Below are 13,645 nucleotides of genomic sequence, written 5' to 3' on the forward strand. Positions count from 1 at the left end.
CCATCTCGAGCGCTGTCTGTTCGGGGGCCGGTGTCTTCAACATGACCCAGTGAATCAAAAACCCCCGGCAAATGCCAGGGGTTTGTCAGCAGTCTGAGCGGACCCGAAGGCCCGCTTTTCTCATTCTTAAATCGAAGAACCCGCCTGAGGTCAGGCGGCTTCCTTCTTTGGCTGAATCAGGCCGCGCGCGACGAGAAGCTCGGCGATCTGAACCGTGTTGAGGGCAGCGCCCTTGCGCAGATTGTCGGCCACGACCCACAGAGCCAGACCGTTGTCGACCGTCGGATCTTCACGCAGGCGGCTGATATAGGTGGCGTCTTCGCCGGCGCTCTCGTAAGGCGTCACGTAGCCGCCGTCCTCGCGCTTGTCGATCACCTGGCAGCCCGGCGCCTCGCGCAGGATCTCGCGCGCCTCGTCGGCCGTGATCGGCTTCTCGAACTCCAGGTTCACGGCTTCCGCATGGCCGATGAACACCGGCACGCGCACACAGGTGGCCGTGAGCTTGATCTTCGGGTCGAGCATCTTCTTGGTCTCGGCGACCATCTTCCACTCTTCCTTCGTAAAGCCGTCTTCCATGAAGACGTCGATATGGGGAATGCAGTTGAAGGCGATGCGCTTGGTGAACTTGTTGGTCGAGATCGGATCGGCGACGAAAACGGCGCGCGTCTGCTCGAACAGCTCGTCCATGCCTTCCTTGCCCGCGCCGGAAACCGACTGATAGGTGGACACGACAACGCGCTTGATCGTCGCTGCCTCATGCAGCGGCTTCAGCGCGACCACAAGCTGCGCCGTGGAACAGTTCGGATTGGCGATGATGTTCTTCTTGGTGAAGCCGTCGACCGCGTCGGGGTTCACTTCAGGAACGATCAGCGGCACGTCCGGGTCGTAGCGCCAGGCCGACGAATTGTCGATCACGACGCAGCCCTGCTTTCCGATCTTAGGAGAATACTCCTTGGAGATCGAACCACCGGCCGACATCAGGCAGATGTCGGTGTCGGAAAAGTCGTAGGACTCGAGTGCCTTAACCTTCAGCGTCTTGTCGCCGTAGGAAACCTCGGTGCCGACGGAACGGCGGGAAGCAAGCGGGACGATCTCGTCTGCCGGGAAGCCGCGCTCTTCGAGGATATTGAGCATTTCGCGGCCGACATTCCCCGTGGCGCCGGCGACAGCTATCTTGAAACCCATGTGGTTTTTAACTCCTGTCTCTCTCCGCTTGGCTTTGATTTGAAGGCCTGCAGCCAGCAGGCATCTTCTCCCCGGCTAGGCCCGGGGAGAGAACGAGCAGCCGAGGTGTCAGACCGTTTTGGTCGTCGTTTTGGCTGTCGTTTTGGTAAAGCAGAGACCGACGCTGCCGTTCCCGGCTGCGTTTAAAAAACTTTGTGCAAATGGCGCTTCGTGATGCGCGCGCATGGCAAAGGGGTCTCCGTTTCCGCGCGTTGTTTTACGCTGAATCAGGCGCAAGTCAACGAAATAGCGTGCGCGGCCGGCCATGCCGGCCGCAAACAGGGGTCAGGCGAGCGCCTTGTATTTGGCCACGATGGCGTCGCCCATTGCCGTGGTGCCAACCTCGGTCATGCCTTCAGACATGAGGTCGCGGGTGCGCAGGCCGTCTTCCAGAACCGCAGCGATGGCCTTCTCGAGGCGGTCTGCCTCTTCAACCATGTTGAAGGAATAGCGCAGGCACATGGCGAAGGAAGCGATCATGGCGATCGGGTTTGCGATGCCCTGGCCGGCGATGTCCGGTGCGGAACCATGTACCGGCTCGTAGAGCGCCTTGCGCGAGCCGGTCTTCTCGTCCGGCGCGCCGAGCGAAGCCGAAGGCAGCATGCCGAGCGAGCCGGTGAGCATGGCGGCAACGTCAGACAGCATGTCGCCGAACAGATTGTCGGTGACGATGACGTCGAACTGCTTGGGCCAGCGCACGAGCTGCATGCCGCCGGCGTCGGCCAGCATGTGGGTCAGCTCGACGTCGGAATACTTCGCCTTGTGCGTGTTGGCGACGACCTCTTTCCAGAGCACGCCCGACTTCATGACGTTGTGTTTTTCCATGGAGCAGACCCTGTTGCTCCGGGTGCGGGCAAGCTCGAAGGCCACGCCGGCAATGCGTTCGATCTCGTAGGTGTCGTAGACCTGCGTGTCGATGCCGCGCTTCTGGCCATTGCCAAGGTCGATGATCTCCTTGGGCTCGCCGAAATACACGCCGCCGGTCAGCTCGCGCAGGATGAGGATGTCGAGGCCTTCGACGACTTCCGGCTTGAGGGAGGACGTGGCGGCCAGCGCCGGGTAGCAGATGGCCGGACGCAGATTGGCGAACAGCTCCATCTCCTTGCGCAGGCGCAGAAGGCCGGCTTCCGGGCGAACCTCATAGGGAACGCCGTCCCACTTGGGACCGCCGACCGCGCCGAACAGCACGGCATCCGCCGCCATGGCCTTGTCCATGTCGGCATCGGAGATCGACTGACCGTGCGCGTCATAGGCGCAGCCGCCGACGAGGCCTTCCTCGGTCTCGAACCCGGCGCCAAAGTCGGCGTTCATCATGTCGATGAGTTTCTTGACCTCGGCCATTGCCTCGGGGCCGATGCCGTCGCCGGGGAGAAGAAGGAGTTTGCGCGTTGCCATGGAATGCCTCTCGAACTGGTAATTCGAGGGACTTGCTAATCCGCCGCGCCGGATTGCGCAAGGCTGGCAGGTCAGGAAGCGGTACGGTTGCGCCTGAGCGCGGTCACCTCGATCTCGATCTTCATCTCCGGCTCATTGAGCTCGCAGACGATCATGGTGGCTGCTGGCCGGATATCGCCGAAGGCTTCGCCGAGGATCGGGAAGACCCGGGACACATAAGAGCGGCTGGTTACGTAGTAATGCGCGCGCACCACGTCGGCGAGCTCGAAGCCGCCCTCGGTCAGCGCTGCGCGAATGGTGGAAAGGCAGTTGCGTGTCTGCTCTTCCACGCTGTCGGGCATGGCCATGGTTGCATAGTCATAGCCCGTGGTGCCGGAAACGAAGCACCAGTCTCCATCAACCACCGCGCGGCTGTAGCCTGCGGTCTTCTCGAAGGGAGATCCGGTGGAGATGAGGCGGCGCTGGCCGCCTCTGTCATCCCGGCTTACGCCCACGGATGGCTTTCCGTATACTTGTTCTCGAAGGTCTCGATGGCCGGAGCCTTCTCCATGGTGAGGCCGATGTCGTCGAGGCCGTTCAGCAGGCAGTGCCGCTTGAAGGCGTCGATCTCGAACTTCACCACGCCACCGTCCGGGCCGCGGATTTCCTGCTCTTCAAGATCGATGGTCAGCGTCGCATTGGAACCACGCTGTGCGTCGTCCATCAGCATGTCCAGTTCTTCCTGGCTGACCTTTATGGGCAGAATGCCGTTCTTGAAGCAGTTGTTGTAGAAAATGTCGGCGAAGCTGGTGGAGATGACGCAGCGAATGCCGAAATCGAGCAGCGCCCACGGGGCATGTTCACGGCTCGAACCGCAGCCGAAATTGTCGCCGGCGACGAGAATGCTGGCGTTGCGGTAGGCCGGCTTGTTGAGAACAAAGTCCGGGTTCTCGGAACCATCTTCGTTGAAACGCATTTCGGCGAAAAGCCCGGCGCCGAGGCCGGTGCGCTTGATCGTCTTGAGATAATCCTTCGGAATGATCATGTCGGTGTCGACATTGACGATCGGCATGGGCGCGGCGACGCCCGTCAGCTTGGTAAACTTGTCCATGAATCCTGGTCCGTTGTCTGCGCGGCCATTTTATCTGCCGCCTCTCAATACACAAGCCGACCCCGCAAAGCAAAGCTCTCTTGTTTTTGTCCCTCAAGCGCCGGGCGGGCGCATACGCGCCCTTGGCTTTCGGCGCACAGGCGCCGGCGGCCGATCGGCCTTGCCATCCTGCTGCGCAGAATGGAAATCTTTCTTCCATTCGGATTGTGCAAGGAAGTTTTCCCTTGGCCAATGGTCCTGTCTTGCTTCGAATGCAGTACTGAGCCATGAAACGGATATGCATCATCATCCAGCACAGCTTCGCCGCTCGGTTCTTTACGTGCCCGCCAGCAATGAAAAGGCGCTGGTCAAAAGCGCAACGCTTGCCTGCGATGCGGTGATCTACGATCTGGAAGATGCCGTCGGACCGGAAGAAAAACTGGATGCGCGCGAGAGGCTGCGCGACTTTCTGAATGGCGGGGATCGTCCGCGCTGCGAGGTCGTCGTGCGCATCAATGCGCTCTCCAGCATCTGGGGAACGGAAGATTTTCTGGCTGCGCGCGCGGTGAAGCCCGATGCCATTCTCCTGCCCAAGGTGAATGGCCCCCGTGACATTCTCGACGCGGATGCGGCGCTTGATGAAACCGATGCGCCGCGCAGTCTGAAGCTCTGGGCCATGATCGAGACACCGCGCGCCGTGCTCAATCTGGGGCCGATCGCGGAGCTCGGGCGCGATCCGGCTGCGCGCCTCTCCTGTCTCGTTGCCGGCACGAACGACCTTGCCAAGGAAACCGGCGTCGAACTGACGGAAGATCGCCGTTATCTGGCGCCGTTCCTTTTCCAGCTTGTCATGGCGGCGCGGGCCGGCGGCATCTCGGTGCTTGATGGCGTTTCCAATGATTTCCGCGACCTCGACGCATTCGGGAAAGGCTGTCGGGAGGCGCGGTCGATGGGTTTCGACGGGAAGACGCTCATCCACCCGGCGCAGATCGCGCCGGCCAATGCGGTTTTTGCGCCTTCCTCCGAAGCCATTGCCGAGGCCGAGGCCATCGTTGCCGCCTTCGCAGATCCCGAAAACGCCGGACGCGGCGTGATTTCCCTGAACGGACGCATGGTGGAGCGCCTGCACCTGGAGATGGCGCAGACACTGCTCGAGCGCGCCAGAGCAATCAGACTGAAAGAGATTGGGGAGACGGCCCGATGAGGCTCTATCGTTTTTTGACCGGCCCGGACGATGCCAGCTTCTGTCACAAGGTGACGGTGGCTTTGAACAGGGGCTGGCTGCTCCATGGTTCCCCCAGCTATGCCTATGATGCCGAGGCCAAATCGATGCGATGCGGCCAGGCCGTCTACAAGGAAATCGACGGGCTGGAATACACGCCGGAGATGAAGCTCGGCGACTACTAGTGTAATTAAAGTTGCGCCCCGGTTCGTTTCTTGCTTTCCTCTCTTCGGGCAAGGGAGGGGGACGAAATGAACACGATCAATATCGTCAATGCAGGAAATCACTCACCGGAAGAGAGTGGCTCCGTGCGGTTGCGTTGCAACTACTCAATCATGGAGGCGACCGGCTATATAATCATCTGGGCGGTTGTCTCTGTTGTCACGCTCGGGATCGGCGCATTCTTCGCGATCTACTATTTCTACAAGTCGATCATCAACAAGACCTACCTGATCAACCGGGAAGGGCATGCCATCGCCAGGCTTGAGTGCGAACTCAACCTTGCCGAAATCATCGGGCACGTGATCCTCTGGATCGTTCTGACCGTTATCACGTTTGGAATCGGGCTGCTGTTCTACATGTTCCGAACACTGCGCCTGTGCATGAACAAGACGCGGATGGTTCGCCTTTAGATCGTCCTTTGTGCGTCCGGATGGACGCAGGACGATCTAAACGATTGATGGAACATCGGAATAACCCGAAAACCGGATTCCACTTTTCGGTCCGATGCTACAGGATCAGGCAACGGCCTCTTCGATCCGGGCCATATCGTCGTCGGATAAGCCGAAATGATGGCCGACCTCGTGAATGAGCACGTGGTTGACGATATCTCCCAGCGTTTCTTCGTTCTCGGCCCAATAGTCGAGGATCGCACGGCGGTAGAGGGTGATGCGGTTGGGGCCCTCGCCGGTCGCCGGGTTCCAGCGTTCGGCGATGCCGCGCCCTTCAAACAGGCCGAGCAGGTCGAAAGGCGTCTCCAGAGCGAGATCGTCCATGATCTCCTCCGTGGGAAACTCGGCCACCTGGATGATGATCTCGCCGGTCAGCGTGCGGAAGTCATCGGGAAAATTCGCATAGGATTCAAGCGCCAGTAGCTCCATCTCCTGAAGCGAAGGCGAAAGCTGGCTTTCCCAGGCCCGTGTCTGATAGATGCGTGCCATTCCTAGTCCTTTGAGGCGCCATATAGCGGTTTATGTGGCCGCTTTCGAGTACGAAATGCGCCCCTGCATTCGGCGTCAGACATCAAAAATCAAAATTTGGCCGAAGTCTCGCGCCCTGATAAAGAGCAAATGGGGCGATGAACAGCCCCGTTGTCTATTGCGAAAGCGAGAGTGGAATGTTTTTGCGAACGGTTCTCGGCGGCGTTCTGGCGTTGCCGTTTCTCATGGCGGGGCAGGCGTTGGCGCTTGGCCCTGCGGCGCTTCCCTCGACGGGGTTTGCCAAGCAGAATGGCGGAAATGTCATTCTTGCCCAGGCGGGAGACCCGCGTGTCAGCGGCCTGGAAGAGCAGGTGCGCCAGCTCAACGGGCGGGTGGAAGAGTTGAATTTCCAGATTCTGCAAATGCAGGATCAGCTCCGGCGGATGCAGGAAGACAATGAATTCCGCTTCCAGGAACTGGAAAAGAACGGCGGGTCGGGTGCCGCGCCTGCCGGTGGTTTGCCCGATCAGCGAACCGAGCGCATGCCGTCAGACGGCGGCCTCGGGGGCGGACCTGGGGGCGGCCTAGGGGGCGACACGGCGAACGGCATGGAAAGCGGTACACAAAGCGCGTCACGGGACGCGCCGACCGTGGGTGAGCCGCCGCGCGCACTTGGGAGTGTTCGCTTCGATGCGAACGGCAACATTGTCGGCGGCGAAGTTGGCGAACCCATCGACCTCACCCGATCGGGCGAGATCGGGCCGATCGGGCAGGGTGATCAGATGGCATCGCTCCCCTCTGCCGATGATCCGGAAGAACTTTACAGGAATTCCTACGAATTCATCCTGTCGGGCGATTACAAAACGGCGGAGGCCGGGTTCCGTCAGCACATCGAGCGTTTCCCGGGCGACACCCGCACGCCGGATGCACATTTCTGGCTTGGGGAATCCCTTCTGGGGCAGGACCGTTACCGCGACGCCGCCGAGATTTTTCTGCGCGCGAGCCGCGAATATCCTTCGGCCGACAAGGCGCCCGACATGCTTCTCAAGCTTGGCATTTCGCTGGCGGCGATGAACCAGCGCGACGTGGCCTGCGTCACCTATAATGAAATTGGTCAGAAATACCCTGATGTTTCCACGGCGCTGCGTGAGCGCGTGAAGCAGGAACAGGCGCTCGCGGGTTGCTGAACCCGGCGATGCAGCCAGATCCGAGACAGATCTTCGACGGTATCGCATTTTCCCGACAGACCGGGGTGATTGCAGCGGTTTCCGGCGGTGGCGACTCCCTCGCCCTTCTTCTCCTTTTGAAAGAATTCCTTGATTTGCAGGCAGGCGCTCCGGCCCTCACGGCGGTGACGGTGGATCACGCCCTGCGAGCCGAGGCGGCCGAGGAGGCGCGCTTTGTCGCTGCCCTTTGCGCCAGCCGCGGCATTGCCCATCGCACAATGGTCTGGCGCGGCGAAAAGCCGGCGACGGGCATTTCCGCTGCCGCGCGCTCGGCACGGCTGTCACTTCTGGCGCAGGCGGCACGTGAGGCGGGTGCCGGGCTCGTTTTCACCGGCCACACGCGTGACGATCAGGCCGAGACTGTTGCCATGCGCGCCGGGCGCGGCACGGGGCTGGGCAGCGCGGGGATTGCCCCTGCTTCACTCTATGACGGTGCGATCTGGTTTGTCCGGCCGCTGCTTTCTCACGGCCGCGCCGATCTGCGCAGCTATCTGGCATCGCGGGATGTGCGCTGGATCGACGACCCGACCAATGACGATACGGCCTATGAGCGCGTGCGCGTACGCCGGTCGCTGACTCCCGAAATGGCGGCCAGCCGGATTATGGAAGCCGAGACCGCCGCCGCGGGGCGTATTGCGCTTGGTGCGCGCGCAGCACATCTGATCAGTGATCATGCGCGCTGTATGGCACCGGGGCTCTATCGCGTTGATCCGGCGTTTGTCGAGGACGCGGACGCCGAGGCTGCGCTCTATGCCCTGCGGGTGCTGACGGCGATGGCTGGCGGCGCTCTTCATCTGCCTTCCGAAGAGCCATCGGCCCGGGTGCTTGCCGGGCTGCGCGCCGGGGTTTGCGCCACATTGTCGCGGGCGGTGATCGACCGGCGTGCAAGCGGCATCTACCTTCACCGCGAACGGCGCAACCTGCCGACAGGAAACGAAGCGATGTGGGAGGGACTATGGGATCGACGCTACAGGCTTTCCGCGCCGGAAGGCCTGCACATTGCTCCGTTTGGCGCTGCAGCACGCGATCTTTTGCCGGAGGCGAACCCCACCCTGCCGCAGGATCTTCTTTTTGCAGCGCAATTTGCCGAACCGGCTCTGTGGCGCGGCGATGTCTGCATTGGACCCGCGCGTATGGCGGTGCCGGGAAACGGGATCGGCGTGCCAGCCCCATGGGCGCACCTGCTTCCATCCTTCGATATTGACGTCGCGCACGCCCTCATTCGACTGGTTGGCGGCAAAACAGTTCTAAAACTGCCATGAGCGCACCACATTCGGCATGGAAGCTTAACCTAAAGGTGAGCAGGTGGGGCGCCTTGGCTTGGCAAGGAAGCACCGGCTCCCTATGTTAATCCTGACCACGAAAAACGGACGATCGCCGGGCTTCGGCGAGTATGCGGGACTTATATGAATCCGAATTACAGAAACTTTGCGCTCTGGGCGATTATCGCCGTTCTGCTGATTGCGCTCTTCAACCTGTTCCAGGCTCCCCAGCAGCGCGGTGCGACGCGCGATATCGCGTATTCGCAGTTTCTGGAAGAGCTTTCGTCGGGAAGCGTTGAATCGGTGACGATCACGGGCGATCGCATCACCGGCACCTATACGGGCAACCGCACCCCCTTCCAGACCTACTCTCCGGGCGATCCCTCGCTGGTGCAGCGTCTTGAAGAGCGCGGTGTTACGATCAATGCCCGGCCTGAAAGCGACGGTTCCAACTCGTTCCTCGGCTATCTTGTCTCGTGGCTGCCCATGATCTTGATCCTGGGCGTGTGGATATTCTTCATGCGCCAGATGCAGTCGGGCTCGGGCCGCGCCATGGGGTTCGGCAAGTCGAAGGCCAAGCTCCTGACCGAAGCGCATGGCCGCGTCACCTTCCAGGATGTGGCGGGTGTCGATGAAGCCAAGGAAGATCTTGAGGAAATCGTCGAGTTCCTGCGCGATCCGCAGAAATTCCAGCGTCTCGGCGGCAAGATTCCGCGTGGCGTGCTGCTTGTCGGCCCCCCCGGAACCGGCAAGACGCTTCTTGCCCGCTCGGTGGCGGGTGAGGCCAATGTGCCGTTCTTCACCATTTCGGGTTCGGATTTCGTGGAAATGTTCGTCGGTGTCGGTGCGTCCCGCGTGCGCGACATGTTCGAGCAGGCCAAGAAGAACGCGCCCTGCATCATCTTCATCGACGAAATCGATGCGGTCGGCCGTCATCGCGGTGCCGGTCTTGGTGGCGGTAACGACGAACGTGAGCAGACGCTGAACCAGCTTCTCGTCGAGATGGATGGTTTCGAGGCCAATGAAGGCATTATCCTGATCGCAGCCACCAACCGTCCGGACGTTCTGGACCCCGCGCTTCTGCGTCCGGGCCGTTTCGACCGCCAGGTCGTGGTGCCGAACCCGGATGTGGCCGGCCGTGAGAAAATCCTGAAAGTGCATGTGCGCAATGTGCCGATGGCGCCGAATGTCGATCTCAAGATTGTTGCACGCGGGACACCGGGCTTTTCCGGTGCGGACCTCGCCAACCTCGTCAATGAGGCTGCCCTGATGGCCGCCCGGCGCAACAAGCGCCTTGTCACCATGCAGGAATTCGAAGACGCCAAGGACAAGGTCATGATGGGCGCCGAGCGTCGTTCGCACGCCATGACCCAGGAAGAGAAGGAACTGACCGCCTATCACGAGGCCGGTCACGCCATCGTTGCTCTCAACGTGCCGAAGGCGGATCCCGTCCACAAGGCGACGATCATACCGCGCGGGCGTGCGCTCGGCATGGTCATGCAGCTTCCCGAGGGCGACCGCTACTCGATGAGTTACAAGTGGATGATTTCGCGCCTTGCCATTATGATGGGCGGACGCGTGGCCGAAGAGCTCAAGTTCGGCAAGGAGAACATCACCTCCGGTGCTTCCTCCGATATCGAACAGGCGACGAAGCTTGCCCGCGCCATGGTCACCCAGTGGGGCTTCTCCGACGAGCTCGGCCAGGTGGCTTATGGCGAAAACCAGGAAGAGGTGTTCCTGGGCCATTCCGTGGCGCGCCAGCAGAACATGTCGCAGGAAACGCAGCAGAAGATCGACAGTGAAGTGCGCCGTCTGATCGATGAAGCCTACACGACCGCCCGCGATATCCTGACCAAGAAGAAAAAGGGCTGGATCGCCATCGCCGAAGGGCTGCTGGAGTATGAAACGCTTTCGGGCGACGAAATTCAGGCGCTGCTCAAGGGTGAGAAGCCGTCGCGCGATTCCGGCGACGACACGCCCCCGTCCCGCGGCTCGGCCGTGCCGAAGACAGGCACGCGGTCCCAGGGGCAGAAAAAGGGCGGCGATGAGCCCGAAGGCGGCATGGAGCCACAGCCGCAGGGTTGAAGAACCGTCCTTCGGACGGACGTCACTTCCAAAAAGCCGTGAACACCGTTTCACGGCTTTTTGCTATGGTTTGACCAAACCAAAGTCGCGCTACGGTTGAGTTTGCAGGGTTGTCCTGCCTCTTAACTTGCTATTAAGCATAATTCGCAAGCAGACGTTTATTTGAAAAGCGTTACACTGTCTCACAGAATTTGATGCAAACGAGTGCTGCTCCTGTGGCAAAGAGTGAGCGAGGGACGCCGCTTTGACAGAAAAACCAGACAAAGTGCGCCGAACGGGCAGCAAGGGTAAAATGGCAAAAAAATACTTTGGTACGGACGGGATTCGTGGTCGCGCGAACCGCTTCCCGATGACGGGGGAAATTGCGATGAAGGTCGGCATGGCGGCTGGCCTTTCGTTTCAGAATGGCAGTCATCGCCACCGTGTGGTGCTCGGCAAGGACACGCGGCTTTCCGGTTATATGATCGAGAACGCGCTGGTTTCGGGCTTTTGCGCCGCCGGCATGGACGTCTTCCTGCTTGGACCCATACCGACCCCGGCTGTTGCCATGCTGGTGCGGTCGCTGCGCGCCGATATCGGCGTGATGATCTCTGCCTCGCACAATCCCTATTACGACAATGGTATCAAGCTCTTCGGCCCGGACGGCTACAAGCTCTCCGACAAGATCGAAGGCCGCATCGAGGCGATGCTCGACAAGGAGGTCGAGCTGGCGCTTGCCGATAATGGCGGGCTGGGCCGGGCAAAACGTGTCGACGGTGTCCATGACCGCTATATCGAGTTTGCCAAGCGCACCCTGCCGCGCTCCATGTCTCTTTCGGGGCTGCGCATCGTGGTCGACTGCGCCAATGGTGCCGCCTACAAGGTTGCCCCTGCCGTGCTCTGGGAACTCGGCGCCGAAGTGGTGGCGATCAATGACGAGCCGAACGGCGTCAACATCAATGAGGATTGCGGCTCCACGCATCCGCTCGGCCTTGCCAAGAAGGTTCATGAGGTGCGGGCCGATATCGGCATCGCACTCGATGGCGATGCCGATCGCGTGGTCATCGTCGATGAGAACGGCACGGTGATCGATGGCGACCAGATCATGGCGCTCATCGCCCAGTCCTGGCACAAGGCCGGCAAGCTGCAGGGCGGGGGTGTTGTCGCCACTGTCATGTCCAATCTCGGGCTTGAGCGCTTTATGGGCGATCTGAAGCTCGATCTGCACCGGGTGAAGGTTGGCGACCGCTATGTGGTCGAGCGCATGCGTGCCAATGGGCTGAATGTCGGTGGAGAGCAGTCAGGTCATGTCGTCCTCTCGGATTTCTCCACCACGGGAGACGGGCTGGTGGCGGCGCTGCAGGTGCTGGCCTGCATCAAGCGCGAGAACCGCCCGGCGAGCGAGGTCTGCAAGAAATTCGAGCCGGTTCCGCAGCTGTTGAAAAATGTGCGTATCTCCGGCGGGAAGCCACTCGAATCGGCGCCGGTCAAGTCGGCCATTGCCGAGGCCGAGGCCCGGCTCGGCGGCAAGGGACGGCTCGTCATCCGCCCGTCCGGCACCGAACCGCTTATCCGCGTGATGGCCGAGGCTGACGATCCGGCGCTGGTTGAAAGCGTGGTGGATGACGTGATCAACGCAATCGCCGATTCGAAGAACGCAGCCTGACGCGGCAGAACAGAGACAGTGGAGAAGCCGGTGCTCAGCGCCGGCTTTTTTCGTTCCGGCGCTGCATGTTCGCTTAAAGCTGGCGGTTGCCCTCATCTGTCTGCCCACGGCAGGGTGGATGTCTTCCTTCACCTGTTCGGTGGCCTCCCCGGCCCGGCACAAATGGGGCGCTTTCGTCCCTTGATCATGCAATTCCCGCAAAACGTGCATGCCGAACGTGGTTAAGGCTTAGGGTTAAGGCGTATTTAACTTTTTTCCTCAAATACTCCGGGCGAGTTGCAATTTGCCAGTGTGCCCAGGGGGGCGCGGCAACGCCAAGGATGGGAAGATATGTTGAAGTCTATGAAGGTCTTCGGGGCGGCCTTGCTGCTAATCGCTCCGACCGCGGGCTATGCTGCAGATCTGTATGAGCCACCGATCATCGAAGCTCCCGAACCCCTGCCGCCCGTGATCCAGCCGGATCCGGCTCCGTCCTTCGGCGGCTGGTATATTCGCGGCGACATCGACTATCACTGGTCGAAGCTGCGGGGCACCGAATACATCACTTATGGAGACGCGCCGGGCGGCCTTCGCGGCGGAACGGCCTCCTTCGATACGACAGACCTCAAGGGCGCCATGTCGCTCGGGGCTGGCATCGGTTACCAGATCAACCGCTATCTGCGCACGGATCTGACGGCGGACTACTGGTTCAAGTCAGACTTCACGGGCTCCACCTCAGGCACGTGCCTGGACGGTAATGCCTGTGTTTCCAGCGACACGTCAGCCTATAGCGCTTGGTTGCTGATGGCCAACGCCTATGTCGATCTCGGCACCTATTACGGGTTCACGCCCTATGTCGGTGCGGGTATCGGTGGCGCGTACATTATGTGGGACGATCTTACCAACACGACGCGCGACGGAACGACGGTTCATGAGGGCTCCAGCAATTGGCGCTTTGCCTACTCGCTGATGGCGGGTACCTCTTACTGCCTCACCGAAAACCTCAATCTCGACATGGGCTATCGCTTCACGCGCGTCGCAGGCGGCCGCATGTTCGAATACGCTTCGGGCGTTGCACCGGGCTTTGACGATGGCTTTAACGTGCACGAGGCACGCGCCGGCCTGCGCTACCAGTTCGGCGGCAACTCGAACTGTGCACAGCCGCAGGTGGTCAGCTACGACCCGCCGCCGTTTGAACCGCCGGTTTATAAGTAAAATCAGCCAGTTGGAATTTCGACCGCCCGGCTTTGCGCCGGGCGGTTTTTTGTTTGCGCGGTGGTTCTGAGCAAGTGCGGTAACCCTGCGTTAGCCTTAACCTCGGCTTAACCCGAATGGTTAACAATGCTCTCCAACAGCGGCGGGGGCAGCGTTTATCCGTCGCATTTTGCGGAGTTCGGAT

Annotated in this window: 14 protein-coding genes; 8 read left to right on the top strand and 6 right to left on the bottom strand. The window is 60.8% G+C overall.

The window, feature by feature from the left end:
- Positions 1-150 precede the first annotated feature (150 nt).
- The 5 genes from AC07E3_RS07305 to leuD all read right to left on the bottom strand — a co-directional run bounded on the left by AC07E3_RS07305 (position 151) and on the right by leuD (position 3,709).
- Positions 151-1,185, bottom strand: coding sequence for an aspartate-semialdehyde dehydrogenase (locus AC07E3_RS07305; RefSeq protein ID WP_223005639.1), 1,035 nt, complete (start codon positions 1,183-1,185; stop codon positions 151-153).
- A 108-nt stretch (positions 1,186-1,293) separates the two neighbouring features.
- A complete protein-coding gene (locus AC07E3_RS07310; protein WP_007010733.1) occupies positions 1,294-1,491 on the bottom strand; it encodes a hypothetical protein in 198 nt (65 codons plus the stop codon).
- Positions 1,492-1,509: 18 nt separating this feature from the next.
- Positions 1,510-2,619: a 3-isopropylmalate dehydrogenase gene (gene leuB, locus AC07E3_RS07315; RefSeq protein WP_478360923.1), complete on the bottom strand. Its 1,110-nt coding sequence runs from the start codon at positions 2,617-2,619 to the stop codon at positions 1,510-1,512.
- A 71-nt stretch (positions 2,620-2,690) separates the two neighbouring features.
- Positions 2,691-3,113, bottom strand: a complete 423-nt coding sequence (locus tag AC07E3_RS07320) for a RidA family protein (RefSeq protein ID WP_223005638.1) — start codon at positions 3,111-3,113, stop codon at positions 2,691-2,693.
- Complete coding sequence (leuD, locus tag AC07E3_RS07325) at positions 3,104-3,709, bottom strand: 3-isopropylmalate dehydratase small subunit (protein WP_478360925.1); 606 nt, start codon at positions 3,707-3,709, stop codon at positions 3,104-3,106. Before leuD ends, AC07E3_RS07320 begins: the two co-directional genes overlap by 10 nt.
- 277 nt (positions 3,710-3,986) lie before the next feature.
- On the opposite strand from leuD, the gene AC07E3_RS07330 reads away from it, so the two are divergent.
- From AC07E3_RS07330 to AC07E3_RS07340, 3 genes are all read left to right on the top strand, one after another.
- Entirely contained in the window at positions 3,987-4,892 is a 906-nt protein-coding gene (locus tag AC07E3_RS07330; protein WP_478360927.1) for an HpcH/HpaI aldolase/citrate lyase family protein, read from the top strand.
- Entirely contained in the window at positions 4,889-5,095 is a 207-nt protein-coding gene (locus AC07E3_RS07335) for a DUF1737 domain-containing protein (RefSeq protein ID WP_090328904.1), read from the top strand. The genes AC07E3_RS07330 and AC07E3_RS07335 overlap by 4 nt, the downstream gene beginning before the upstream one ends.
- Positions 5,096-5,161: 66 nt before the next feature.
- Entirely contained in the window at positions 5,162-5,542 is a 381-nt protein-coding gene (locus AC07E3_RS07340; protein ID WP_336070953.1) for a DUF6693 family protein, read from the top strand.
- A gap of 105 nt (positions 5,543-5,647) precedes the next feature.
- On the opposite strand, the gene AC07E3_RS07345 is transcribed toward AC07E3_RS07340, so the two are convergent.
- Positions 5,648-6,070, bottom strand: a complete 423-nt coding sequence (locus tag AC07E3_RS07345) for a metallopeptidase family protein (RefSeq protein ID WP_007010726.1) — start codon at positions 6,068-6,070, stop codon at positions 5,648-5,650.
- Between the two features lie 137 nt (positions 6,071-6,207).
- Between AC07E3_RS07345 and ybgF the strand changes: the two genes are divergently transcribed.
- The 5 genes from ybgF to AC07E3_RS07370 all read left to right on the top strand — a co-directional run bounded on the left by ybgF (position 6,208) and on the right by AC07E3_RS07370 (position 13,461).
- Entirely contained in the window at positions 6,208-7,236 is a 1,029-nt protein-coding gene (gene ybgF / locus AC07E3_RS07350) for a tol-pal system protein YbgF (protein ID WP_478360930.1), read from the top strand.
- A gap of 8 nt (positions 7,237-7,244) precedes the next feature.
- Positions 7,245-8,537, top strand: a complete 1,293-nt coding sequence (tilS, locus tag AC07E3_RS07355; RefSeq protein WP_478360932.1) for a tRNA lysidine(34) synthetase TilS — start codon at positions 7,245-7,247, stop codon at positions 8,535-8,537.
- A gap of 144 nt (positions 8,538-8,681) precedes the next feature.
- On the top strand, positions 8,682-10,622 hold the full coding sequence (gene ftsH / locus AC07E3_RS07360; protein ID WP_336070959.1) for an ATP-dependent zinc metalloprotease FtsH: 1,941 nt from the start codon (positions 8,682-8,684) through the stop codon (positions 10,620-10,622).
- Between the two features lie 292 nt (positions 10,623-10,914).
- The gene (glmM, locus tag AC07E3_RS07365) at positions 10,915-12,267 is read left to right on the top strand and encodes a phosphoglucosamine mutase (protein WP_007010722.1); all 1,353 of its coding nucleotides are present in this window, start codon (positions 10,915-10,917) and stop codon (positions 12,265-12,267) included.
- A 330-nt stretch (positions 12,268-12,597) separates the two neighbouring features.
- Positions 12,598-13,461 (top strand): outer membrane protein, encoded by an 864-nt coding sequence (locus AC07E3_RS07370; protein WP_478360934.1) that lies wholly within the window; start codon positions 12,598-12,600, stop codon positions 13,459-13,461.
- Positions 13,462-13,645: the final 184 nt, after the last annotated feature.

The organism is Nitratireductor lacus (assembly GCF_056431025.1).

Excerpts from the sequence above, each read along its gene's own strand:
- AC07E3_RS07305 (WP_223005639.1), bottom strand. The coding sequence starts at position 1,185 with ATGGGTTTCAAGATAGCTGTCGCCGGCGCCACGGGGAATGTCGGCCGC.
- AC07E3_RS07310 (WP_007010733.1), bottom strand. The coding sequence starts at position 1,491 with ATGGCCGGCCGCGCACGCTATTTCGTTGACTTGCGCCTGATTCAGCGT.
- leuB (WP_478360923.1), bottom strand. The coding sequence starts at position 2,619 with ATGGCAACGCGCAAACTCCTTCTTCTCCCCGGCGACGGCATCGGCCCC.
- leuD (WP_478360925.1), bottom strand. The coding sequence starts at position 3,709 with ATGGACAAGTTTACCAAGCTGACGGGCGTCGCCGCGCCCATGCCGATC.
- AC07E3_RS07330 (WP_478360927.1), top strand. The coding sequence starts at position 3,987 with ATGCATCATCATCCAGCACAGCTTCGCCGCTCGGTTCTTTACGTGCCC.
- AC07E3_RS07335 (WP_090328904.1), top strand. The coding sequence starts at position 4,889 with ATGAGGCTCTATCGTTTTTTGACCGGCCCGGACGATGCCAGCTTCTGT.
- AC07E3_RS07340 (WP_336070953.1), top strand. The coding sequence starts at position 5,162 with ATGAACACGATCAATATCGTCAATGCAGGAAATCACTCACCGGAAGAG.
- AC07E3_RS07345 (WP_007010726.1), bottom strand. The coding sequence starts at position 6,070 with ATGGCACGCATCTATCAGACACGGGCCTGGGAAAGCCAGCTTTCGCCT.
- ybgF (WP_478360930.1), top strand. The coding sequence starts at position 6,208 with ATGAACAGCCCCGTTGTCTATTGCGAAAGCGAGAGTGGAATGTTTTTG.
- tilS (WP_478360932.1), top strand. The coding sequence starts at position 7,245 with ATGCAGCCAGATCCGAGACAGATCTTCGACGGTATCGCATTTTCCCGA.
- ftsH (WP_336070959.1), top strand. The coding sequence starts at position 8,682 with ATGAATCCGAATTACAGAAACTTTGCGCTCTGGGCGATTATCGCCGTT.
- glmM (WP_007010722.1), top strand. The coding sequence starts at position 10,915 with ATGGCAAAAAAATACTTTGGTACGGACGGGATTCGTGGTCGCGCGAAC.
- AC07E3_RS07370 (WP_478360934.1), top strand. The coding sequence starts at position 12,598 with ATGTTGAAGTCTATGAAGGTCTTCGGGGCGGCCTTGCTGCTAATCGCT.